The following is a 23,562-nucleotide window of genomic DNA, read 5'->3' on the forward strand; positions in this document are numbered from 1 at the left end:
TCTCTATTTAATCAGGTATGGGGTAATTATTTTTTTCCAGATAGCATAACCTTCGGGTTTCATATGCAGTCGGTCCTGCACATACAACTCCTCACGCATTTGCCTGTTGGCATCCAGCATGGCATCGTAAATATTTATAAACTGCGCCCGGGGCTGGGTTTTTATCCAGCCCTGGATCTGCTTGTTGGCTGCTATTACTTTTGACTGTATCCGCGCCCTTGACGGACTCGGTTTTATAGAAACAAAACTGATCACGGTATTTGGCAGGTTCTGTCTTATGATGCCAAACAAAGTTTTAAAGCGCTGCACTACTTCTGCTGCTGTAATACTGTCACCTGAAGCCAGATCGTTCTCACCACAGTATACCAGCACTTGTTTGGGTTTATAGGGCAGAATTACATCGTATGCGTACCTAATCACATCTGTTAAAACAGAACCGCCAAAACCGCGATTGATAATAGGGTAACCGGGAAAATAGTCGTTCACGTCTTTCCATCGGGTAAAGGATGAGCTGCCTACTAACAATATGTCATTAGGCGCCGGAGGTTGCTCTGTATCCAGTTTTTTAAAGGCCAGGATATCGTTGTAAAACGGCGGCGTCTGTTGCGCTGTTTTGGGTTGAGGGGTTACCGGTTTATAAAAACCATTCAGCTGTAACCATTTCAGGGCCTGTGGCAGCCACGATTCGCCCATTGCTTTGTTGTAGATCGCAAACCCATGTCCGCCTTTGGGATAGATGGTTAACTCACCTGTGATCTTTTTTGCCGTCAGGGCTTTATAATAGGCAATGCTGTTGCCTACCCACGAGGTACTGTCGTCCTGCGCATGTACCAAAAATGCAGGGGGCGTAGTGACGCTTACCTGTAATTCAGGTGAGTACAACACCTTGTCTGCTTCGGTAAATTGCTTTCCCAATAAAGAAGAACGTGATTTCAAAGTGGGTGACACCAGTGAATCGGTAAAACTGATCACCGGGTAAGCCAGAATGGTAAACGCCGTTTTCTTTCCTGTTTTGGAAGTGGCGCCCATTGCGGCCAGGTGACCACCGGCTGAAAAACCCAGCAGGCCGATCTTTGTGGTATCGATGTTCCATTCACTGGCACGGCTGTACACCAGGGCCAATGCCTCTTGCAGATCGATGAACGGCAGGTTGCGATAATTGGTAAAGGCGCTGTCCTGCCAGGTACGGTATTTCAGTACAAAAGCAGCCACGCCCGAATCGGCCAGCGATTTAGCTACATCGTACCCGCCATCTTCAATGGTTAGTCGAACATAGCCGCCACCCGGACAAATAATAACTGCCGGTTTTAAAGCATTGGGTGTTTTAGGCAGGTAAGCGATCAATGCAGGATGACTCACATTGATCACCGAGGGCCTTCCTTTTTCCGGTGTTACTGATTTTTCATTATCGAGGTCTGATACATTTCCGGGGATCTTTCCGCTGTATAGGGGGATCACTTGTTGCGCCTGGGCACAACTTACAATAAAGAATGTTATGGCTGCGAATACTGCTTTCATCCAATCGTTTTTTGCTACTGATTTACCGGTGTTACGGTAAACAGTGAAGGTATGGGATTTGGGGTAGAAGTGTTCAGGTCTACTTCCACTTGTGGATACAAAAACCGCTTGGGAATTTGTGCTCCGGTATTGGGTTGTACGGGCACCCTGATATCGGTTTCAGCGAATGTTCTGCGCACGTCGTTGTACCCTTCAATTTGCCCAATGAATGTAATATAACGTTCTTCCAGTATTTCCCGTAATAATGCCCTGTCTTGCAGAATCGGTGAAGCGCCGCCGTTCTCGATGCCACCCGCTGCAAAATCGGCTGCTGCGTACTGGTCGTATTTAAAATTCCCGGCGGTGAGGTAGGAAGCGCCAATATAACCACCAGTGTTCATGTACGTTCTGAATGCATTCAGACGAGTGAGTCCGGCGGTGAACCCGTTCACGCGGGCATCGGCTTCAGCCAAAATCAACAGGTTTTCGGCGTAGGTAGCCAGCGGAAACGACGCGGTTTGCCAGTAAAACCCATTGGTGGTGTAATTGGGGTTGGTGGCTGAACTATACAGGTAATTGTACCGGCTTTTTTCAACCGTTTTTGAATTACCCCGGTAACTGGTATTGGTGGCATTCAGCAGGGAAACTGCAAATGCATTGGTGGCCGTTAACCAGGTGGTTCTGTCGAGCGCAAAGAACTGGTAATATAAATTGTTGGAACCTTTGCCTGCGGCCGTATGGGGCGCTATCCAGTTGTTGGCTGCGGTGCTGATTCCCTTGGCCGCCGCTGCAAGCGCCTGTGGGTACTGTTTTGTTTGCAGATAATACCTTGCTTTCAACGTCCAGGCGGTTTGAGCCCATTTGGTATTGCTGCCGGCAAAATGAATGTCCTGTGCTGAAAAATCAATAAAGGAAGTGGAGGCCAGGTTCTGGATCGCACTGTCGAGTAACGACTGAATATACCCATATACATCGGCCTGGGCATCATATTCCGGATTGGGATACTCATCGTTGGCGGCCTGTTTAAAAGGGATATCACCCCACAGGGCGGTAGCCGTGCCCATAGCATTGGCTTCAATTACCTGGGCCACGCCTACCAGTCGCATATTATTTACGGCATACGCTTTTTGTTTCATCAGGCGGTCGTTCTTTAACACGCCTGAAAATACGCGCTGCCAGGAGTCGTCATAGTTACGGGCAATAATAAGGTACTGATAAAATGCCTGGTATTGTTGTTGTTCGCCGGTGAAGTAGCCGCACCACATACCAGCGAGGCGGGCCAGTTCCCCTTCCTGGTTACCCATGTTTCCCACTTCCACACCGGTAAGCATGGTAATGGCATCGGCATCAAGCGGGTTATTGGGATCGGTATTGAACCCATCTACCGATTTCTTACAAGAAGAAGCGGAGATAGCTGCTATGATGATAAATGCAGTGATGATATGTTTGGTCATGAAAATTCGGTTGATGATTAGAAATTCAATTTCAGGGTGGCTAAATAAGACCGGGTGGGCGGATTCACGAAATACACCACCCCGCGGGCGGAGGTAGAACCGGCTACGTTGCTATCAGGATCGTAGCCGTTCACCTTGCTGAACAACAGCAGGTTTCTTCCGCTTAATTCTATCCCCAATGATTTCAATCCCATTTTTTTGCGCAACCGGCCCGACTGTAATGTATACCCCAGGTTCAGTTCGCGAAAGCGCGTCCAGGTAGCGTCTTCCAAAAATTGCTCCCCCACATTACCAAAGAAACCACCTGCCCCGGTATACCAGGTTTGGTCAAGGGCTACATTACCGGCGCCAAAATCTTTTATGTTTCCGCGGAAGCTGCTCCCGGCGGGAATCACCGTGCCATTGTATCTTTTTAAATCAGTGGGTGCAACTGATACGTTTGCAGTGGTAGCACTGGTGCCATAGTCAAGCAAAACGGCTTCTGTTCCATTCGCAACTACCCCACCTTGTGAGTGTTCCACCAGCGCATTCAGGGTGAAATTTTTATAACGCAGGTTGAAGCTTACACCCCCGCGCCAATCGGGATTGGGATCGCCGATCGCTACGGATGTTACATCGGGGGTTGGGAATCCATTGGCATCCAGCTGCAGATCACCTTTGGCATCGCGCATCCAGGGAATGGAATACAACTCCCCGAGCGCATACCCTTCTACCGCCCTGCTGGAAATACCGGCGGTTCCACCCAAATTAATAGAACCCGCATCGCTCAGGTTCAACACCCGGTTCTCATTCTTAGTAAAGTTTATACTAATGCCCGCATCCCAGTCTTTTTTACGGACGAGTGCATAGGACAGATCTACTTCCACTCCTTTGTTTTGAATGCTGCCTGCATTGGCATACAGGTTATCATAACCGGTAGAGGCGGCCTGTGAGATATTGATAAGGGCATCTACCGTTTTGTTTTTATAATAAGTGATACTGGTAGAAAGCCGGTTGTTGAAGAAACGGAGGTCAGTTCCCAGTTCAAACTCTTCTTTACGTTCCGGTTTCAGGTAAGCATTACCCCGGTTCACACTTTGAATATAAGTTCCGGTACCATACAAACTGGGATCCAGCGCACCGCCCCAGCCATCATTCCAGGTACGGGTAACAAAATTGGTGGCAGTCTGGTAAGCCTGGGGCTGAATACCCACTACGCCATAAGAAGCCCTGATTTTACCAAACGACAAAAACGATAATTCGCGCAGGGCATCCAGTTGCGAGAACTGCCAGGCAATGTCGGCTGAAGGATAGAAGAAGGTGTTATTCGACTGGGTACCGAAGGTGGAAGCAGCTTCTATTCTGCCCGTTCCATTGATATACAGCTGATCGAACAAACCCACCCCGGCACTGGCATAACCGGCATTGCTTCTTCTTTTTAAATACGAATCATCTACTGAAATATTAGTAGGCGTGGCATTTCCCAGGTCTTCAGGTCCGTTAGGAATAATAAAGTTGCGCGAACCGGCGCCCAGGGTGGCGGTGTTCAACGCATTATAATTGAACCCAACCAATCCGTTCACAGTGAAATTCCCGCTAAAGTTTTTCTCAGCCCGGGCAATCACATCCAGGTTGAACTGCATTTCTGAATACTCCTGCCGGTTGTAAACACCCACGGTTTCATTGGTACTGAAATAAGGGAAGTAATTCAATTGCCGGTCGGTAAAATAATCAACACCGGCCCTGGTGGTGAGGGTAAACCAGTCAATTGGTTTGATATTGATCTCTGCCGAATTGATAAACCGGTTTACATTACTGGTATTTTTCAGTTGATATATATCCCACAGCGGGTTGTTGAAACCCGGGTTTACATTAGACCCTGTATAATTTCGGTAACTACGCTGACGATTTTCAATCAAGGCACCGCCTGGTGCTGCGGAATAACTTCCAATATAACCCGAGTTATCAAAATCGGGTGGCGTACGCAACAACCCGATCATAAAACCGGCATTGTTCACCCCGGTTTGCTGCCGGTCTGAATTGATGAGGGTATAACTGGCTTTATTGGAAACAGACAACCATTTATAAATTTCCCTGGTCACGTTGATGCGCGCGCCGGTTCTGTGGTAACCACTCCCCTTTTTAAAAATGCCTTTCTGGTTCAGGTCGTTCAGACTGAAAAAGTAGCTCGACTTGCTATCGCCACCGCTCAGGCTTAAAGAATTATCCAGGTAATGACCGGTGCCCAACACGCCATCGTAATTACTTTTCAGGTAGGTATTTTTGGCGTTTTTGGCGGTGATGTTATAATAGGTTTGTCCGTTGTTGGCGTTAAAGCTGGGACCATTTAGGTTTACGGCATCTTCTGCACCAGACCGGTCGCTGATGCGATCGCCCCAGCTGCGGGTATTGTTAGCAGCCCAGGCACCGTTGCTGCCCTGGCCGTAGGTATCCTGCAGATCGTAGAAGGCACTTACCCGGTCGATGGAATAAGTAGATTTAAAGGAGATGCTGTTTGGGCCTGTTCCTTTTTTGGTGGTGATCATGATCACGCCATTGGCGGCTTTGGTTCCCCACAGAGCGGCTGCAGAAGCACCTTTCAACACCTGGATGTTGGCAATATCATCGGGGTTGATATCATTCAGGCGGCTTTGCTGGGTAGTACCACCGCTGCTTTCATTGCGCGCGCCGCCGTTCACCGGCACGCCATCTACTACAATCAAAGGATCGGTTCCTCGGGTAATGGTGCTTTGTCCGCGAATAAGAATTTGCGAAGCCGCGCCGGGATCGCCGGAAGTACGGGACACCCGCACCCCCGAAGCCTTTCCGCCCAATGCATCTACCAAACCCACTTCACCTGAATTGCCCAACTGGTTGGCCGAAATGCTGGACGAAGCATACCCTATCCGGTCTTTTTTGGCTTCAAAACCCAGGGCGGTGATTACTACCGCCTGCATATTGGCCGCAGCCGGAGTAATGGAAATCGTTAATGTAACCTGGTTACCCAGGAACACTTCTTTCATTTCAAAACCCACATGAGTTATTTCCAGTGTAGTACTTACTACGGGCATGGTGAGGGAGAAAATACCTTTGCCATCGGTAACGGTAGAAACGGAACCACCTTTCACACTCACAGAAGCCCCCTGCACGGGTTCATTTTTATCATCTACTACGGTACCGGTAATTGTTTTTGTTTGTGCGAGGGCTGGCAATACCAGCCAGCAGCACATGCTACAAATAAGGAAGCATTGTAGGAGGATCTTGTTTCGCATAGCAGCAATCGATTAGTTAATTGGTAAATATGTTCTGCCTACAACCGTTTTTTGAAATCCGGAAAAAAATCAGATTTTTGACCGGTGAGGCATCGCATAGTCTAATATAGCCAAGCAGTAAGGGGTTTCAATCAGGAAGCGGCAACTTAACCACTTCCAAGAATAACAACCCCGTTTCTGGAATTGGTTTTAGATTTCTGGAATTTTTCAACTTACTATATATCAAATCTTTAAATGCAACTAAAAACAGGAAAAGAGGAAATCGTATGCCTGTTGACTAAGGTGCTTGAGCATTACGAATTGCAAACCGGCCACGCTATTTCGCGTAATTCAAACCGAAAGAATTATGAGGAAGTAGCTAAAATGCTCAGTGAGATCAGCAACAACCTGCCCCATACGGCCGGCACGTTGCAGCACGAAGTGTACCCGCCCGACTACAATCCCAAGAACCTGGAGTACCCCTTTCGCAAATATGACATAACCGGTAACCAGATCAAGGATGCTTACTTCAATCGTATAGTGGCCAACCCCCGCTCCTTTTTGGTAGATGCCTGTTATATTTATTTATATGGGGTGGGCCGAAAAGGGTTCGAGGCCAACCCGGTTGATGCCGACCTGCTGGTAAAAGAGGAAGCCTCCGAACCAGAGACCCGACCAGCCGTTGTAACCCTCGTTTCGCCTGCGCCGGCCAAAGTCATTCCAACAAAAATCTTCTGGCCGGTATTATTGCTGCTGTTACTGGCCATGGCGTTTATGTACTACCAATGGAACCAGGCCAGCCAGCAACTCATTACCATTAAAAAAGACATGCAGCTGTTGCCCTATGTACCCACCCAGGCCGAGATCGACAGCCTGGAAGGGATCTGGTTGTGTTATACCGGTTCGCCCCAGGCGCGCATTTCCGATAACAACCGGTACCATATGGTGGTATCGAATGTGCTGGATGTAAAATATAAGGACGGCTACTTTACGTTTAGCCGGTATGGTGCCAGCTTCGACCACGTGGGGTATATGCAGTTTGAAGCGCCCTGGCTGGTAAGCATCCGTTCTTCAGTAAAAAATAATAAGGATAGTATTGAATCGCCCCGCCATTCGTTGATGCGGTTGAATACACCGGGCCCTTTTCTTCCCGTTATTTCCGCGTCGTGGAATTTTGACATCGGGCCGCGTAACCAGATCATCGGCATCAGGGAAGTGTATGAAAAACAGGGCAGCGGCGGTAAAGTAGAAGAAGTGATCAATACACTGGAAAATGCCAGTTGTCGTTGCAAGGTCATTAACTGGTACAAAGGGACTGCCAAAGTAAAAAGCTTTTACCTGCGCAATGGCCTGCTGGATAGTGTTCCCAATGAAACCCTGAAAAAACTGCTGGATGAGAATAGTATCCTGCTGCCTGAACCGAAGGAGGGGATCATTTTGCAAAGGCAGTAGGTAGTGGGCAATGGGGAAAGGCAATCGGCAACAGGCAATAGCCAATAATATAATAAAAACAGGCTATCCCGATAAAATTGGGATAGCCTGTTTTTATTATTGTTTATACTATATACTTATGGGTTATATTTCAATACAAAACTTTGTTTGTCACCGTTTCCAATCACCCAAATTTTTCCATTCCTTGCACAAATAACACCCGCTTTCTCCGATGCCTTCAGGGTGAACAATTCTGCCCAGCTGGCGCCCCCATCGGTGGTTTTAAGGATCTTGTCATTATAAGCGATGTACCCTGTGGTAGTATTTATAAAATATACGGCATTGGCCTTCTGGCTTAACTTGGTCCAGGTATTGCCTGAATATTTTATCAGCTCATCATTACTGTTCACCAGAAAAATGGTATTGGCATCAACCATCTGCAGACCTGTTGTTATAACGTTAGTACCGGAAAGAGATGAGAGATCGCCTTCGCTAAATACACCTGCTTTTTCTATAACAAATTTGTTGTAACGCCCGGTTAATATCAAATTGTCCTTATCTATTGCAGACATCTTTTGCCATACGCCCGTATTGTCATTAACATAAAAGGGGCTTTGGTACTTTATTGTAGCTCCGGAAAAACTACCATTGATGTCATATAATTTTCCGCATGCTAAGGCTACCAAACCATTGGCAGGATCGGTTGTATACAAACCGGCAATAAGAGAGTTGTAATGGGTGCCCGCTGGTATGGTCCAGGTGTTTATGCCATTGGTACCTACAAGTACGTCGGCAATAGATTCCAGCCAAACATTTTTACCATCTGAAGAAGCAACAGCACTGCCGTGGGAAAAACCACCATTGTTGATATCGCCTTTCCAGGTTATACCACCATCGGTTGTCATATAAAGCGTTATGTCTGATCGTACATAACCTATGGAATCTGTAGGGAAAATGAGCTGCTTATAAACCGGGTAATCACCTGGCACGGGTAAAGTGGTGGTATAAAACCAGCCATGAGGTTCCTGGTAACTGATGGTGATTGAATCATGAGCACTATAAATAACATTTTGTTGTTTTACATCCAGTTGTACTGAACAAGCTTTTTGACCTGTTGTTAAAAAGTGTAACGGAATAGTAAAAGTAACACTTGAAGTTGTGGCAGCAGAAACAGGTATTATCTGGTTATCTATCCAAAGCGTAATAGCAGCCGTGTCATTACTGAAATTTTTTCCGTTAATGGTAACCTGCGTACCAGTATAAATTTTTTCAGGGCTAATGGAAGTAATGCCGGGCAATTGGTCCTCAAAGTTGGGACCATCAGATTTACTACAGGAAAAGACAAGAGTCAAAGAAAAAAGGGCAATAAGCACAAAAAGCTTTTGTTTCATAGTACGGGTTTATTATATATTGATAACCAAACGATTCGGTTTGATACCGATCTTCATTGGGTTAAATCGCCCGCAAAATTAGAAAAATATATCTAAACTCCTAATACATACGAAAATAGCTATTAATAAAAAAAGGCTGTCCGCCGCGGCGGACAGCCATGAATTAAAAACCACCCGATATCTTTAGTTATAATAAAGATTCTTACTCTTCAGGTATTTCATAAGCAAAGCGGGGTAATCAGTCTGAATCATATTGGCGCCGTTCTTCATCAATTCGCCATAGGCTTCCAGATCACCGGCAGCTGCTTTTTTATCTACTTCGCCTAAAGCGTTGATCCATACGCGTGCACCATTGTTTCTTATTTTAGTGGTAACGGCTACAGTGTTGTGCTTTTCGTCGATGTGTACCGCTTCGGTTTTTGTTACCTTAAATACAGAGTCAACATTGGCTTCGCTGTGTGTTCTTACCAGTGTTCTCAACACCGGATTTTTCTCTTTCAGCATTTTGGCATAAATGCCCTGACCCAAAAAGAAAAAGCAGGTATTCTCGGTTTGTGTTTTTTGCACCACCTGCATGATATGCGGTACGCGGTTGGTTTTGATATCCAGGTCAACCAGGATCTTACCTTTTGCCAGTGTCAGCACTTCTTCGAGTGTGGGTATTTTTTCATCGGTTAACTGGCCGTTGAATTTGAGGCGCAGTTTCCTGATCTCTTCAAAAGTATATTCATCTACCCGGCCCTTTCCATTGGTCATCCTGTCAACAGTGGCATCGTGCATGATCACCAATGAGTCATCTTTGGTATGCCGCACATCGGCTTCAATTACATCGATCCCCAGTTCAATACCTTTTTTAAACGCACTCATCGAGTTCTCAGGAAAATCGTTGTGGGTACCCCGGTGCGAGGCAATCAGTACTATTTTCGAAGTAGGTGTTAAAAAAGCCTTGTTGATCTCTTTAAACCGGGCCGTTTCCTGGGCATTGCTCATCAGCGTGCTCAATAAAATGAATGATGCGCAAACATAGGCACGTTTGTTCATAGCGTGTATTATTTGTTGTTAATGTATATTTTATTTTTAGTAATGCTTGGGTTTACTCTTGGGCGGCAGAAGGCAGAGGGCAGAAGGCAGAGAAGAAAGGCAGTAGGCAGTAGGCCTCCTTCGTGAAGGCTTTGGCTGAGAGCAAAGCAAAACTACGACGCGGACCGCCATCAACACTATCAACCTTCTTATTTCTTACTTCCTACTTCTTACTTCCTACCTCTTACTTCCTTCTTCCCTGTTAACTTGTCAACCTGTCAACTTGTTAACTTGTTAACTTGTTAACTTGTCAACCCTGTCAACTCCTAATAATACCCCACATTCTGCTCCTCCTCGATCGGTCCTTTCGGATTCAACCGATCGATATGCGTTTGCGGTATGGGGCGCAGGGTATGGAAGTCACGGATATTCTGTGCATCGGGGTTATATTTCTTTACGCGCTCTACCAGCTTTTCACAACGGTCAAGGTCTTCCCAACGATTCAATTCACCCAGCATTTCACGGCCTCTTTCATCGAGCATGAAATCAACGAAGTTGTTGCTGATATCGGCAGTGGTGATCTGCATATCGGGTACCGTGCTTTTGGTACGGTCGGCATAATCACCGCCTTCGAATGTCCAGTACTGAGTGGTTTTCATTTCGCCTTCTTTATAAGCGGCCCGTGTTCTTACCTGGTTGATGTATTTGGCTGCATTTACCCAATCGCTTTTGCGGCCATAGGCTTCGGCCAGCAACAGCAGGGTTTCACCATAACGGAAGATCATCCAGTCTTTTGAGCCATTGGTCTCATTGGTAGTGAGGCGCGAGGCATCGAGCCATTTTTTTAACCCCGGGTAGATAAAGTTGTAGGCAAAGGGCAGGTATACGTTGAGTGGTAAGAAATAGGCAATCCGGTTGTTCTCCACTTTGGCGGCATCCCAGGCGGCCTGGGTGGGATACAATACAGGTGAAAAGTAGATAGCGGTGTCGCCTACCTTCACATCGATCTTGTTACCGGCCTGGGTGGCAATACCAGTGGCTGCTAAATTAGCGATGTACGCCCACACAAAAGATTTCGTAAAGCGGGAATCGTATTTGCGGGTAGCGCCAAATAAACCATTGTATACATACGGGGTAGGACGTACGCGACGATAAGGCCGGCCGTACTCTATTGAGCGTTGCAATATTTTCGTGTTAACGGCATCGTATTGTGGTACGTGATACAAATGCTGGTTATTACCACCGCCATTGCTGATCAAGTTGGTAGAAAACTGCACAGAAAATAGCACTTCGCTGTTCACCTGGTTGTTGATATCGAACAATTGTCCAAAATCGGCTACCAGGGCAAACGTGCCCAGCTCTTTGTTCACGAGTTTGCTGGCATAATAGATCACGCTGTCCATATCGGTAGCTTTGGTGCCACGCACCTGTTGCTGGGTGGCTGATACCGCACTGCCGCGGGCCAGGTACACTTTCGCAAGCAAATGAGCACAGGCGGCTTTAGTGGCACGGCCTTGCTGGGCGGCGGTTATTGGTAACTGATCGAACGCGGTACGCAGGTCGGAAATAATGGTATTGTATACCTCGTTTACGGGAGATCGCTTAAAATCGGTCTTTACTTTATCTATCGCTTCTATTACTAGTGGGATGTTGCCGAAATGCTGTACCAGGTCAAAATAATACAGGGCGCGTAAAAACCTGGCTTCGCCTTCAATAACGATTTTCCTATCCGCAGCTACAGGCGCCTTGGGCAAATACTGCATGGTTACATTACACTCTGAAATACCGGTATAATGATAATCCCAGTAATCTGAGATCTTAGGTTCCAGCGAAGTGAGGGTAGACAGGTATTGGTTGAATGTTTTATTACCATCAGAACCGACAGTAAACAGATCGGTACCAGCATCACTGAAGGTCAGCGACCGTTCGCCATTTACACCCAGGCGCAGGGTATTATAGGCTGACACCAGCGCACCTTCTACCCCATCGGCTGTTTCATAAAACGGGTACCCAACATCTGACACTACTTTTTCGGCCAGGTATTTTTTACAGGCGCTGAAGGAAAAAAGCAGAACGAGCGCCGACAGGCAAATATGTATCCTTTTCATGTTGCTGAATTAGTTGTGTTCTTAAAAGCTTACATTAACACCAATCATATAGGTCCTTACGCTGGGTTCATTGAAACCGGTAGCGCCTTCAGGATCTGTACCCGGAAAATTGGTAACGATAAAGGGGTTCTGTACGCTGGCATATATTCTGAACCGCTCGATGGATGCCGGCTTCAGAATAGATAACGGCATGTTATAGCCCAGCGATATATTCTTTACGCGCATGAAGGAACCACTGTAATAATTCAGGATGCCCAGGTAATTCAGACCCGCTGTACCCAATAAAGGACGGGGGTATTTGTTGCTGGGATTTTCAGGTGTCCAGTAATCGAGTTTGGGTTGGTTGTAACGGCCATCAAAACGCATATCGAGGTCGTGGTAAACAATGTGGCCTACGTTGGCATACATAAAGATGGACGCATCGAAATTGTTGTACTGGAACGTATTGCCCAGGCTCGCGGTCCATTTGGGATCTTTTTGTCCCAGGATATGCCGGTCGGCCGCGTCGATCCGGTAATCGTTATTATAGTCGAGCGGACGAATATCACCGGGTTTAAACGTAGCGCCATTAACGGCGAATTTGGCCATCTCTGCTTTATCGGCATCGGTGTTTTGCCAGATCCCATTGGGACTAACGTCGTAGTATACATCCTTTGGCCGACCAATGAACCAGCCAGAGGACAGGTCATCCTGCGTACCATTGTACAATTCCAGGATCTGTTGTTTATTGGTAGCAAACATGATGTCGGCATTCCATTTGAAGGTACGACTTGCCACAATGGCTGTATTCAGCGTAACTTCCAGGCCCTTGTTGCTGGTTTTACCAATATTCACCAGTATTTGATTAAAGCCCGAAGCGGTAGGCAGGTTCTGGTTCAATAACAGGTCGTACGTATTTTGTTTATATACTTCTATGCTACCGGTAACCCGTCCTTTAAATATTCCGAAATCTATACCGGCGTTGTACTGGCCGGTTGTTTCCCAGCTAAGCGAAGGATTAATCATGTCTTTGGGGGTAAAACCCAGCGTGCTGGTACCACCAAAATCATAACGCACAGTTGTTAAACTTCCCCAGGTTCTGTAAGGCTGTTCCAATGTGGAGTTACCGGTTCTGCCATAACCCACGCGTAATTTCAGGTCAGAAATAAAAGGGACCGCTTTCAGGAAGTCTTCGCTTTTGAGCCGCCAGGCCAGGGCCAGCGAGGGGAACAACGCCCACTTATGGCCTTCAGCCAATACTGAGGCGCCGTCGTACCTCGCAGAAACCGTAGCAAGATATTTGTCTTTATAACTGTAATTCATTCTACCCATGAAAGAAGCCAGGCCCCATTTCTGGTATCTGCTGGAAATGCTGTTGATGGTAAGGGCGGTACCCACATTGTAATACAGCTGTTGGTCGTATGGCAGGTCAGATACCACGATGCCATAGTTTTCTGTTGTTTGGGACTGGATCGACTGCAACAGGGTTACACCGAAATTGTGTTCGTTGTTGATGGACTTATTATAGTTCAACACGTTCTCCCAGGTATACATGAATTTTTTCGATCCGCTGTTGGAGGTGGCCGAAGGCGCTATGCCGCCTGCCGCCGCCGTATTGGCGGAATTGAAATTCAGGGCTTGTGCGGCACGATAATCGATACCCAGGCTGGTTTTGAAACTGAAGTTGGCTGGCAGTGCTACCTCGGCATAATAGTTACCCAGGTAACGGTCCTGTTTATTTAACCGTTTTGTTTTACCAAAGTTGGTGATGGGGTTCGGCGTACGGGTGTTGTTGGTTGGGAACAGGGCCAGGGTTACGCCATCTTCTTCATAAGGAGAAGCCAGCGGGTTAAAACTTTTCAGTCCATACCCGTCAAATACATCATCCCAGCCGGCATCCTGTTGTGAATTGGCATACAACATCTGCGTTCCTACTTTCACTCTTTTTGTAATGGAGTGATCTACATTTACCCGTATGGAATACCGTTTGTAATCCTGGTCGCGCACCACGCCCACGTTGTTAAAGTAATCGGCTGAGAACAATACTTTGGTAAGGTCATTGCCGCCGCGCACACTTACCTGGTGGTCCTGGATGTTTCCATTGCGTAAACCATAGCTGATCCAGTCTGTTGACTTCAATTTGGAGGGGTCATACGAACCACCTTCCCAGGCTGCTTCCATGTTCTTTGCCATATATGGGGTAGCTACCAACTGGTCGTTTTTAAAATCCAGATCCTTGCTGGGTTTGGGATCATAGGCACCGCCCAGTGAATTGCGTTGCGCTTCTCTCGAGTACTCCACAAACTCCGCTGCATTCATCAGACTGGGCAATGGTTTGTTTTCCTGCACCCCATAATAACCACTGTATTCTACTACCGTTCTGCCTTTCTCGCCTCTTTTGGTGGTGATAAGTATCACCCCGTTGGCGCCGCGGTTTCCATAAATAGCCGTAGCAGATGCATCCTTCAATACACTGATGCTTTCGATATCGTTCGGATTTATATCACTGATACTTCCATCGCTGAGGGGAATCCCATCCACTACATACAGGGCTTCGTTCGAGGCGGTAATGGAGCGGTTACCGCGTACCCGCACCTGGGCTACGGCACCCGGTTTCCAGGAATCTGTTTGCACCATTACCCCCGCTACGCGGCCCTGCATGGCCTGCGTTACATTGGTTACTGCTATCTGCGTTATTTTATCAGACTTGATCGTACTGATGGCGCCGGTAACATCTTTCCTGCGCACGGAACCATACCCCACTACCACCACTTCATTCATATTCGAAGCAGCTTCCTTCATGCGCACGATGAGTAAATTTTTGTCGCCGGTTTTTACTTTGAACCCGGAGACGATATAGGGTTCGAAACCAACATGCGTAAAGTTGAACTGGTATTTGTTATTTGCCTTTAATGCCGGCGTGGTAAATTGTCCTTTTTCATCGGTGGTTGACATTTGTTTTTCCGATGAACCGGATATAGTTATTTCTATTACTACACTACCTAAAGCTTCGCCCTTTTCGGATGTAACAATACCCGATACCGTTTGGGCATTTAGTGAACACGACCAAAGGAGTATTATCAATAGCAGCCACCCCCTGGTTTTCGAAAATTTGAAAGCCATCATATAATTTTTTTTAGACAATAAGTACCCAGCATGTTGCCTTAGGGCACATGACACATGGTGATTATGGTTAACTGTATTACCTGCCGGTTACTTCTATTGTGTTATTCTGTTTCTTAAAATTCAATTGATACATAGTTCCAAGCATATTTAGAACTACCGGCAATGAGTCGGTTGGAAGAAATTTCCCCGTTACGTACATCTGGTTAAAATCCCCGTTCCTGAATTTGAACCGAACATGGTACCGCTCACCAACGCTGGCCAGTACGTTGGCAAGTGGGGTTTGATTAAATTCAAGTACGCTGTTATTTACATTCCTTAGCGGTTTAGTATTTTTATCAGCAGCAATGGTATTGCTGTCGGCAAGCGGCGACACGCAAACTGCACCCAGTAATTTATTTATTTCAAACTGCTCCCCTGCTTTCAGGTATACATCGTGCATAGCGATTTTTTCTGAAGCCGAACGGATCATCACCTTTCCTTCATACAGTTGCACCTGCACTTTACGCGGCTCCAGCGTGTTTACCATAAACACCGTTCCCAATGCTGTGGTACTGATATCGCCGGCAAAAACGGTGAAAGGTCTTGCTTTGTCTTTTGCCACTTCAAAAATGGCTTTTCCTTTTAGGCTAATGGTGCGGCTGGTAGTGGTGAACTGTTTGTAGTAGGTTACCGAACTACCGGGCCATACTTTTATTCGTGAGCTGTCGGGTAGTGTCAATGACTGCGGTTCCTTCTTTTCATTCACATAAGCGATCACCTGATTGATGGGCGTCGACGCCTGTTTGGCAGCCAGCTGCGGCGAACGATGCCAGTAGTTATAAGTCACCGCTGTAGCAGCCAGTATTATCAGGATGGCTGCTGCCGCCACGCGCGATGCGGTCCACATTCGTTTTACCGGCGCCTGCTGTGGTACCGCATACGTAGCGCCAATGCGGGCATGTAACAATTGCAAAATGTGTTCAGATCTTCCTTCCGCCAATAATCCCGTTCTTGTTCTGGCGTTGCGGGCAAACACAATTGCCAGCAGCGCTTTACGCAGCTGTCCTTTGTGTTTAATAAACCGGTGACATTTGCGGTATTGCCGTTTGAGCGATTTCTGTATGGTGATGATTAGTTGCATTGTTCCCCCTAAATACCCGGTTTCACAAAAAAGGGGATGCCGTTTTGTATTACGGAATTGTTATCGCCTCCCCCCGTCCCCTCCAATAGAGGGGGAGATAAATGCATCTATCTCCTTCCGCCGGCTGGCGGAGAGGATGGGTGGGGCGAAAAAATCCTAATTAAAATACACCAGTAAGGCAGCAGAAATGGCAATGCCCTGTTCGATGTGCTGGCGGGCGATGTGATTTCTGATAAAGCGGTTCGATTGTTTGAGGTAGTCTTTAACGGAGTGAACGGAAATATTGAGCATGCCCGCTACGTCTTCCATGGATTTACCTTCGTAGCGATACAACATAAATACTTTTTTCTTGCGTTCGGGCAGCAGGTTCACGGCTTCTTCTATCATGGAAAGCCGCATATTATATACTTCTTCTAAGGGCGTATCGTCTGTAGCGAATTCGTTCTCTATGACGGTGGTGTCTGATAAAGCAGTGGTAGCCTGCTTTTTTTGCCGTTGCAAATATTTTAGCGACTTGTTATAACTGGTAACAAATAACCAGCCTGATACTTTTTCTCCATCGAGTTTATGGCGATGTTCCCACAGGGCCATAAATACTTCCTGCAACAGGTCCTCCGCTACATCGTATTGATGCACCAGCTTCAGTATGTTAGCGAATACGGCCTGATTGTATTGGAAATACAATTCATCGAACCGTTGCAGATCTACCGGATCCAATATCTGTGTATCAGCAAAAGCAGTTTTCATTTACGGGGCAAAACTACTTTTGTAAACTGTTTGCTGATATTATAAAATTGTAAAATCCGTCGTTAATGTCGTTTTAATGCGCTAATACTTTATAAATGAATTATTTCCTTGTATTACCATCAAACGATCAATGCATGTTCGTGTAAAAAGCTGTCCAGAAAATGAGTTAATTGCGGAACTGATTCTGATTTATTCATACAGGCTGCAGCGCCCAGGTTAAGACCAATTATTTTAATGCGCTGTTCCATTATAGTAGAGTGTAAGATTACCGGTGTAGCCTTGCAATGCGACAACCTCTTGATAGCACGTACGCATTCCAGGCCATTCATTCCGGGCATTTGATAATCGACAAAAATAATATCCGGTCTTAAATTAGGCAGTTGTTTTAAACCTTGCTCTCCGTTTGTTGCCCAGGTGCAGGTAAAAGCAATGTTTAAACTTTCAAGCGCTTTTGAGATTACCATCAGCTCGTCCTCATCATCATCAATAATAAAAACATGTAAGGTCATACCAATTTTTTAAGTGTTACTACCGAAAACCTGGTTTCATTGGGAGAAGGGTCAATGTTGTGGGATAATCTTTATAGGGAAATGCTGCCGGCTGTGGGTTAAAGCGAAAGAAAGTAATGATGTATAAGCTGATCGTAACAAGTATTACGACAGTGTTTTAAAGTTACTATCTTTTAAAACATTAAATCAATATTTCGTAAAAAAAACGAAAACATTCAAATTCAGAAAGAAAGCTGGAGCAATTACACTTTGCCCTAAAAGAAAAATACCAGTTGCTCGAAAAGGCCAATGCAGAGTTGAAAGCCAATTTTCATTTAACAGTTAAATGCGCCCCTTAACTAAAAGGTAATATAGCGGTAATACTACCCGGGTACCTTTATCGACAAACTCGATTGCCATGAAGAGGTTCCTGCCTAAACTACTGGCATGTTGTTTCATTTCCTGCACGCAATTACAGGCACAGGAAACTACTGCCACCTTAAACGGACTGGTATCAGATGCTCAGGGCGTACCACTTGCCAACGCTTCTATTTCAGTAAAACACGAGCCCACCGGTTATGTTTCTGCCACGCAAGCCAACAACAAAGGCATTTTTATTTTGCCTAACTTAAAACCGGGCGGCCCATACACCATCATTATTTCTTCAACAGGCTTTAAAGCAGACACGTTAACCAATGTAAATCTTACACTGGGAAATAATGCAGCCGGTAGCATTGTACTGGCGCAAAAAGACCAGGTACTTACTGAAGTGGTGGTTACCTCTACAGGACGCAGAACATTGCTTGCCGGAACAACAGTGGGTCGGGTACAGTTAACTACGTTGCCTACCCTGGGCAGAAGCATCACCGATTTCACGCGACTCACCCCCCAATCGAACAACAACTCATTTGCAGGTACCAATTTCCGTTATAATAACCTCACCGTTGATGGCGCTATTAACAACGATGCCATCGGCTTCAGCAACTCTTTTGGCGGTGTGAGCGGTGGCGGCCAGTCGGGCGCGGCAGGGTCCGGTACCCGCACCAACCCCTACAGCCTCGATGTTATCCAGGAGGTGCAGGTACAACTGGCACCCTATGATGTGAAGCTGGGTAATTTTACCGGCGGCAGTGTAAATGCAGTCACCAAAAGCGGCACCAATGATTTTCATGGTTCTATATACGGATATGGCCGAAGTCAGGCCCTGATGGGAAAAAGTGTAGATGGCCAGAAGAAAAAAATTGGCTCCGACTTTCATGATTACCAATATGGGGCTACACTATCCGGACCGATTATAAAAAACAAAGCTTTCTTTATTGTGAACTTTGAGCAGACCCGCCGGCAGGAACCCACCTTCTACAATGTGGGCGATCCCGGCGCAGCTATTACATTGACAGAAGCACAGGAAATTGCCGGGCAATTGCAATCGAAAGGATATCAGGCAGGAAGTTATATGGAAGCCTATAAATTATTTACCAACAGCGACAAACTCTTTGCCCGTTTCGATCTTAATATCAATGCGAAAAACACGCTTACCTTCCGGGCCATTTACACCAATGGCTGGGGCAATAACCTGGAACGTTCTTCCACCAACTTTCAGTTTGGAAGTACCGACTTTACCCAACATACCAAAAACTGGAACCTGGTAGCTGAGTTGAAAACCAAAATAAACAACGCCATCAGCAACCAGTTGAATGTTAGTTTTATCGATGTACACGAGTACCGCGACTTTCCGCAACCGCTGGCGCCTTTTATTGATATCGACAATGGCAGAGTTTGGGCAGGCACCTGGCGCGAAGCTTCCATTTATAATATGAAGCAGAAAACGTACGAGATAAGTGATAACCTTACTTTCATCAAAGGCATCAATAAATTCACCATCGGTACACACAATGAGATCTATGACCTTACTTACGGTTTTATCAACTCGTGGAATGGCCGTTGGGAATATGCGCGGGGTGTATCGAGTTTTCTTAACGATAACCCCAGCCGCATCCGGGGTGCATTTTCCAGCAATCCCGATAAACTGCCCAACGACCGGGAGACCATCTACAACAACCCGCCCAACCCATTTACCGTTAGCCTGCTGAGTTTATATGCCCAGGATGAGATCACGTTGTCGAAAAAATTTAAATTAACCCCGGGCATCCGGTTCGACTATTCAACAGTTGGCACCCAACCCGGCGTGGATTCAAACCTGCATAACACGGTAGCCGATTCGCGGTATAATCCACCAACGTATACAAACACGCCATTTAATGAATTAGAGAACAAATACCTGGGGAAGGTGGGCGTTTCACCCAGATTAGGATTTACGTTTGATGTGAAAGGAAACGGCTCGGTAGTCATTCGCGGCGGTACGGGCATTTTTATTGGCCGGATACCTTTTGCCTGGATGGGTTATGGTTATACCCTGAATGGTTACACCTATGGCAATGTCGACTGGAATGGTCCTACAGCTTCACAAAAAGTTCCATTGGCCATCAACCCCTATGGGTTAAAAGACACGGTAGCAAAATATGCAGCGCTGTATGGCGCAGGCAACCAGGCGAACACCCGGGAAATAGATGTGGTTGATAATGATTTTAAATTGCCCCGGGTCTGGCGCAGCAATGTAGCGGTTGACTACAAATTCGGGAAGGGATACAAACTGACCGTTGATGTGCTGTATACAAAAACGTTGTACGACATCAAATTCCAGCAGATCAACCTGTTCGACTCCGTACAGTATTTTTCAACGGGCCCCACACAAACACCGGTATATGTTGGCAGAAACGGAAGAGCCAATGGCAAATACAACAGTGTATATTCAAATGTTTATTTTCTTACCAACACCAAAGATGGCTATCGGTACAACCTGACGGCACAGCTTAGTAAAGCCACCAATAACATGCGTTTGGGTCCCGTTAAAACGTTAGACCTGAACTGGAGCGTGGCTTATACGTATGGCTACAGCAAGGATGTAAGTAATGGAATTCGTAACTCGTGGGAAAGTAATTTTAATTTAAACCCCACTATTGTTGCCAACAGTCCTACCATGGGTTTTTCCAACTTTGATCTTCGCCATAGAATTGTTGCCAGCATTGGCGCCTATTTTCACTGGGATCCTAAAAATACAACGTCTCTATCTTTTTTCTATCAGGGACAGTCGGGCAGTCCTTACAGTCTTATTTATCAGTCGGCCCCCGGTACTGGTGGCACCAACACGCCCCTGCCATACATTTCTAAAGACCAAAACGACATCAGGTTAGTAGCTTATACGTTAAACGGCCAGGAATATTCTGCTGCCCAGCAGTGGCAGGACCTGAACAGTTTTATCAATGATGACAATTACCTGAAAACAAGAAGAGGACAATATGCCGAAAGAAACGGTTTGCGTACACCGTGGATCCATGAGCTTGATTTGAAACTGATGCATGAATTCAAACTGAGTACTACCAATAAACAACATGCCGTGCAGGTGAGCCTGGACATTTTCAATGTATTGAACCTGCTTAACAATGACTGGGGGCATGTAAATTTTGTTACCAATGTAAACCAGTACACGGTCAACTTTCTGAAGTTTGCGAATTACAATGTCGAAGGCAATGGCCAGCCGGTAGCCGTGCCTGGCGGCGGCACACCGCAGTTTTCAGTTGGCTTACCATCGAGTGGTTATTTACCTACTTTTAATTTTGTTAAACCAACCGGTATTAACGGACATTATTACACGCTTGATCCTATTAACTCCCGCTGGCAGGGACAGCTGGGAGTAAAATATAGTTTTTAAATTTGCATCGCTGCCAGCAAATTTGCCTCAGAGCGGTTATATTAACTGAATTTCAGTTAATTATGAATACGTAATAATTATATGCTGCCAAAATCGCCTTTTTTAGCCTGTTTTGGCGAGATATAACATGATATATCTCGCCATTTTCTTTGATTACTGCCTGTACTTCGACGCCAGAAAAGCGTCTGGTGTTTTTTGAAAATCAGCTTTACATTCTTTTGAACAAAAGCCATAGACTTTACCATTGTAATGGGCGGTATCGGTTACACCTGCAGTCAGCATCATGCCACAGGCCACGTCTTTTTTACTGGCAAATTCAACGCCTTCAAAAGGTTGTTTGGGAACAGCAGCCACTGAATCTTTATGAGTAGTTTCTACTGTATCGGTATTACTACCCGAGTTCTTACAGGCAAACAATACCGTTGATAAAAACAGGGCAAACAATAAATTGAGTTTCATTCGGTTTATTTTAATTTATAGTAACCAATTGATAGGTTATATATGGCTTATCACCGTTGTTCAATGTATAAGCTACCATCGATTGGTGGTCGTTTACTGTTGACAAAACCGGGAAGCTGGCAGACGCGCTATCGGCAGTTAAAAAATTGAGCCCCTCACTTTTTCCGTCCTTGTCTCTTACCTGGATGCCGATCTTTTTATTGAGCTTACTATTCACCACTTTCGATTCATCCCAAACAATCACCACCGTTCCATTTGTTAAGGAGGCTAGTTGGGGGTGAGAGCCCTGTGCACTTACACTGTCATGCTGAACAAATGTTTTTCCATTATCTGTAGATCTCGTATAAAAACAACCCTTTATTTTTCCGCCGGTAAACCAGGAGAAATGCAATCCGTCTGCGTTTTCCGTCATGGCCGGGCCGGTATGCGGACAACCATTCAACACCCAGTTATCGTTGCTGATCCTTTCAGGCGCCGTAAAAGTTTTTCCCGCATCGGTTGATACCATATGCACCATATCACGGATGCTGTCGTTGATAATACCCCGGTACAACACATGCATACTTCCTTTTTTATCAATAAAAAGATCGGTGCGGCAGCATTGGCAACAAGGCTGACTGATCAACCGGGCATTTTCAAAACCATTGCGCCCCTGGGTGGTGGCAAAAAACAAGGCCGAGCCTTCATTGGGGATTGTTTTTCTGTTATCGAGCCAGATAATACCCGCTTCGCCATTGGGCAATAAAGCGATGTCATAATATCGCTGATCGTAACTGGCGGTATCGTTGACCAGCGGTTTGGGGGCCGTCCAGTTTTTTCCGGCATCAAACGACTGCACATAAAATACCAAACCGGAATACTTGTTTTTAGGATTTGGATTGGCCGCACCCCATAAAGCTATTATTTCATGGGATGGTTTGAAAATGATCTTGGGCAGGTTTTCGCCATGCGGTTGAATGTTACTGCTGTTGGGAATTACAACCGGCGTACCAAACGTTTTTCCATCTTTACAGATAGCATAGCAAAAAGCGGAGGTACTGTCGTTTACCATTCGTACCCAGCTCATGGCAGTGTTGCCATTTTCATCTTTGGTAAGGAATGGACATTGACCCGGAATTGAATCTATTTGTATTGCCTGCTCCGGCGCGATTAATTGTTTAGGCGCAGTATTAGCGCAACTGGTACAGTATATAGCCAGGATAATAACTATCAGGTATTTCATTTGCCTTTCTTAAAGTAGTGTGCATAATACGTTCACCATATCAGTATTTTACCTGAATGGCCATTCAATTACAATAAAACATTATACCTGTGGAGGGTGAAAGGCGGTCGTGGAGAAACCTGAATAAATAGTCTCCTTTAAACGTGGATAGTAAATAGTCGTGTAGTTAAAGGCAGGGACCAGTTTTGCCTGTTGTTGAGCAAAACAAATGAGCTCGAATTTATTTTCCGCTTTGCGTTCTGGATTGTCCTGGTCTTTTTTCTGTTCCTGTTTCATCACCTTTATCCGGTGACACTTCCCATTACAATGCATTTGGGGCTTGTCTCTGTTCTCACACAGGTTTTTGGCAATAAAGCTGCTGTTCAGCTGGAGGTCTAATACAATAAACAGCTTATTGAACGATTGCACCAGCAGACCCAAAAACACTAATATGATAGCGACATGTTTCAAAACGAGTGCAAAGATAGAAGCAAATTGCTGGTATTTTATGAGAAAAATCAGTAAAAGTCGACGAAGGCATG

General features: G+C 45.9%; 15 protein-coding genes. 2 read left to right on the plus strand and 13 right to left on the minus strand.

Annotated elements, in window-relative coordinates:
* Nucleotides 1-3: 3 nt before the first annotated feature.
* From BMX95_RS35050 to BMX95_RS23240, 3 genes are read right to left on the minus strand one after another with little or no spacing between them, the layout of a single operon-like run.
* Nucleotides 4-1,518, minus strand: a complete 1,515-nt coding sequence (locus BMX95_RS35050; RefSeq protein ID WP_165758826.1) for a GDSL-type esterase/lipase family protein — start codon at nt 1,516-1,518, stop codon at nt 4-6.
* A gap of 14 nt (nt 1,519-1,532) precedes the next feature.
* Nucleotides 1,533-2,951 (minus strand): SusD/RagB family nutrient-binding outer membrane lipoprotein, encoded by a 1,419-nt coding sequence (locus BMX95_RS23235; protein WP_081197879.1) that lies wholly within the window; start codon nt 2,949-2,951, stop codon nt 1,533-1,535.
* Nucleotides 2,952-2,968: 17 nt separating this feature from the next.
* Nucleotides 2,969-6,202: a SusC/RagA family TonB-linked outer membrane protein gene (locus BMX95_RS23240; RefSeq protein WP_081197880.1), complete on the minus strand. Its 3,234-nt coding sequence runs from the start codon at nt 6,200-6,202 to the stop codon at nt 2,969-2,971.
* Nucleotides 6,203-6,436: 234 nt separating this feature from the next.
* On the opposite strand from BMX95_RS23240, the gene BMX95_RS23245 reads away from it, so the two are divergent.
* Nucleotides 6,437-7,633, plus strand: coding sequence for a hypothetical protein (locus BMX95_RS23245; RefSeq protein WP_081197881.1), 1,197 nt, complete (start codon nt 6,437-6,439; stop codon nt 7,631-7,633).
* Nucleotides 7,634-7,749: 116 nt separating this feature from the next.
* On the opposite strand, the gene BMX95_RS23250 is transcribed toward BMX95_RS23245, so the two are convergent.
* From BMX95_RS23250 to BMX95_RS23280, 7 genes are all read right to left on the minus strand, one after another.
* Complete coding sequence (locus BMX95_RS23250; protein ID WP_081197882.1) at nt 7,750-9,003, minus strand: IPT/TIG domain-containing protein; 1,254 nt, start codon at nt 9,001-9,003, stop codon at nt 7,750-7,752.
* Nucleotides 9,004-9,186: 183 nt separating this feature from the next.
* Nucleotides 9,187-10,044: a glycerophosphodiester phosphodiesterase family protein gene (locus tag BMX95_RS23255; RefSeq protein ID WP_081197883.1), complete on the minus strand. Its 858-nt coding sequence runs from the start codon at nt 10,042-10,044 to the stop codon at nt 9,187-9,189.
* A 305-nt stretch (nt 10,045-10,349) separates the two neighbouring features.
* Nucleotides 10,350-12,131 carry a RagB/SusD family nutrient uptake outer membrane protein gene (locus BMX95_RS23260; RefSeq protein WP_081197884.1) on the minus strand — a complete coding sequence of 594 codons (1,782 nt, stop codon included), beginning with the start codon at nt 12,129-12,131 and terminating at the stop codon, nt 10,350-10,352.
* Between the two features lie 21 nt (nt 12,132-12,152).
* Nucleotides 12,153-15,236, minus strand: a complete 3,084-nt coding sequence (locus tag BMX95_RS23265; RefSeq protein WP_081197885.1) for a SusC/RagA family TonB-linked outer membrane protein — start codon at nt 15,234-15,236, stop codon at nt 12,153-12,155.
* Nucleotides 15,237-15,312: 76 nt separating this feature from the next.
* Nucleotides 15,313-16,356: a FecR family protein gene (locus BMX95_RS23270; protein ID WP_081197886.1), complete on the minus strand. Its 1,044-nt coding sequence runs from the start codon at nt 16,354-16,356 to the stop codon at nt 15,313-15,315.
* A 156-nt stretch (nt 16,357-16,512) separates the two neighbouring features.
* Nucleotides 16,513-17,103 carry a sigma-70 family RNA polymerase sigma factor gene (locus BMX95_RS23275; protein ID WP_081197887.1) on the minus strand — a complete coding sequence of 197 codons (591 nt, stop codon included), beginning with the start codon at nt 17,101-17,103 and terminating at the stop codon, nt 16,513-16,515.
* 119 nt (nt 17,104-17,222) lie between these two features.
* Nucleotides 17,223-17,612 (minus strand): response regulator, encoded by a 390-nt coding sequence (locus BMX95_RS23280; protein ID WP_081197888.1) that lies wholly within the window; start codon nt 17,610-17,612, stop codon nt 17,223-17,225.
* Nucleotides 17,613-18,009: 397 nt separating this feature from the next.
* Here BMX95_RS23280 and BMX95_RS23285 point away from each other — a divergent pair, with 397 nt between their 5' ends.
* Complete coding sequence (locus BMX95_RS23285; RefSeq protein WP_081197889.1) at nt 18,010-21,360, plus strand: TonB-dependent receptor; 3,351 nt, start codon at nt 18,010-18,012, stop codon at nt 21,358-21,360.
* A gap of 153 nt (nt 21,361-21,513) precedes the next feature.
* On the opposite strand, the gene BMX95_RS23290 is transcribed toward BMX95_RS23285, so the two are convergent.
* From BMX95_RS23290 to BMX95_RS23300, 3 genes are all read right to left on the minus strand, one after another.
* Entirely contained in the window at nt 21,514-21,819 is a 306-nt protein-coding gene (locus BMX95_RS23290; protein WP_081197890.1) for a YHS domain-containing protein, read from the minus strand.
* A gap of 10 nt (nt 21,820-21,829) precedes the next feature.
* Nucleotides 21,830-23,041, minus strand: coding sequence for a sialidase family protein (locus tag BMX95_RS23295; protein ID WP_081197891.1), 1,212 nt, complete (start codon nt 23,039-23,041; stop codon nt 21,830-21,832).
* Nucleotides 23,042-23,122: 81 nt separating this feature from the next.
* Complete coding sequence (locus tag BMX95_RS23300) at nt 23,123-23,491, minus strand: hypothetical protein (RefSeq protein ID WP_081197892.1); 369 nt, start codon at nt 23,489-23,491, stop codon at nt 23,123-23,125.
* Between the last annotated feature and the right edge of the window lie 71 nt (nt 23,492-23,562).

Origin of the sequence: Niastella yeongjuensis (genome assembly GCF_900110245.1) — a bacterium.
Lineage (GTDB): Bacteria > Bacteroidota > Bacteroidia > Chitinophagales > Chitinophagaceae > Niastella > Niastella yeongjuensis.